At 51.5% G+C, this 1400-nt stretch carries 1 protein-coding gene; it reads left to right on the top strand.

All coding sequences use genetic code 11. The annotated features are described in order from the left end of the window. The first annotated feature begins 239 nt into the window (after positions 1–239). Complete coding sequence (locus OKC30_RS20855) at positions 240–1376, top strand: ISAs1-like element ISAs12 family transposase (protein ID WP_021141311.1); 1137 nt, start codon at positions 240–242, stop codon at positions 1374–1376. Positions 1377–1400 lie beyond the last annotated feature (24 nt).

Raw genomic sequence — 1400 nt, 5'->3', positions numbered from 1 at the left:
TTTTTTGCCTACAAAACAAATACTTATAGGCCTGTGATATGCAGTTAACTTTATAGTCAGGATCGCCTTCACACTTTTTAATCGTCACTGCACGTCATTTCAGCTCAAAAAATGCGCATGAAATCCAAAAAATGATAATTTCCATGATTTCCATAGTTAACAATTTGCTCACATCCTCACCCTGAAATTTGACCTGGTGATCCGGCTGTGATCTCATGCTCCTTTTCAGGAGTGCTCTCATGTCTATTGATGCCGTTTTCGCTCAGTTCTTCGACAATATTCACGACCCTCGCCAGCATGCCAAGATTTATTATCCCTTCTACGATGTCCTGTTTCTCACCGTCTGTGCCGTGATCGGCGGGGCTGAGGGCTGGGAAGATATTGAGGATTTCGGCGAGGTTCATCTTCCCTGGTTTCAATCCAAGGGACTGTTTAAAAACGGCATTCCTGTCCATGACACCATTGCCAGGATCATCTCCGGCATCAAACCAGAGCCGTTTCAGGCCGCCTTTGTGCGGTGGACTCAAGCCATTAACCAGCACACCGATGGCGCCCTGGTCGCTATCGATGGCAAAACCCTGCGCAGTTCCTATGACCGTGAGGATCGAACGTCGACCATTCACATGGTCAGTGCCTATGCCGCCGCCAATAAGCTGGTGCTCGGACAGATAAAAACCGACGCCAAGTCCAATGAAATTACCGCTATTCCCGAGTTGCTGGCGCTGCTCGACATCAAAGGCTGCCTGGTATCCATCGATGCGATGGGGTGCCAGACCGAGATCGCCGAGACCATCCTTCAGCAAGGTGGCGATTACTTATTGGCCGTCAAAGGCAACCAACCCAAGTTGTTCGAGGCGGTTCGACAGGCCCTCGCCCCGCTGGCGGCCACCCCGTTATGCGCAGAGACGATGACGCTTGAGAAGGCTCATGGCCGCATCGATGGTCGTGAGTACCATGTCATGGCGGCGGGCGAGTTGGCCGCCCAGTTTCCTCATTGGAAACAGTTGCACAGCATTGGCGTGGCCATCTCCTATCGCGTTGAAAATATGCAAAAAATTACCATAGAGCAGCGTTATTTCATCAGTTCCAAAGCGTTGGTGCAGGATGAGTTTGCGCGAGCGGTGCGTGGGCACTGGGCCATCGAAAATAGCCTGCACTGGGTGCTGGACGTCACGATGGGCGAGGATGATTGCCCGATTTATCGCGGTGATGCCGCAGAGATTTTGGCGTGCATCCGGCACATGGGGCTGAACATGCTCAGGGCCGAGACTTCACGCAAGGCGAGCGTAAGACGGAAGCAAAAAATCGCAGGAATGAGCAGTGAATATCTGGAAACGGTACTCAATGCGGGTCTCAAAAAACTGGGTGAAATTTAACAAAATGTTCACGCTCTCACCCTG

The organism is Aeromonas sp. QDB18 (genome assembly GCF_027705325.1).
GTDB classification, from domain to species: domain Bacteria; phylum Pseudomonadota; class Gammaproteobacteria; order Enterobacterales; family Aeromonadaceae; genus Aeromonas; species Aeromonas caviae.
Note: the sequence above shows the minus strand (reverse complement) of the source record. Positions and strands in the feature narration are given on the sequence as shown.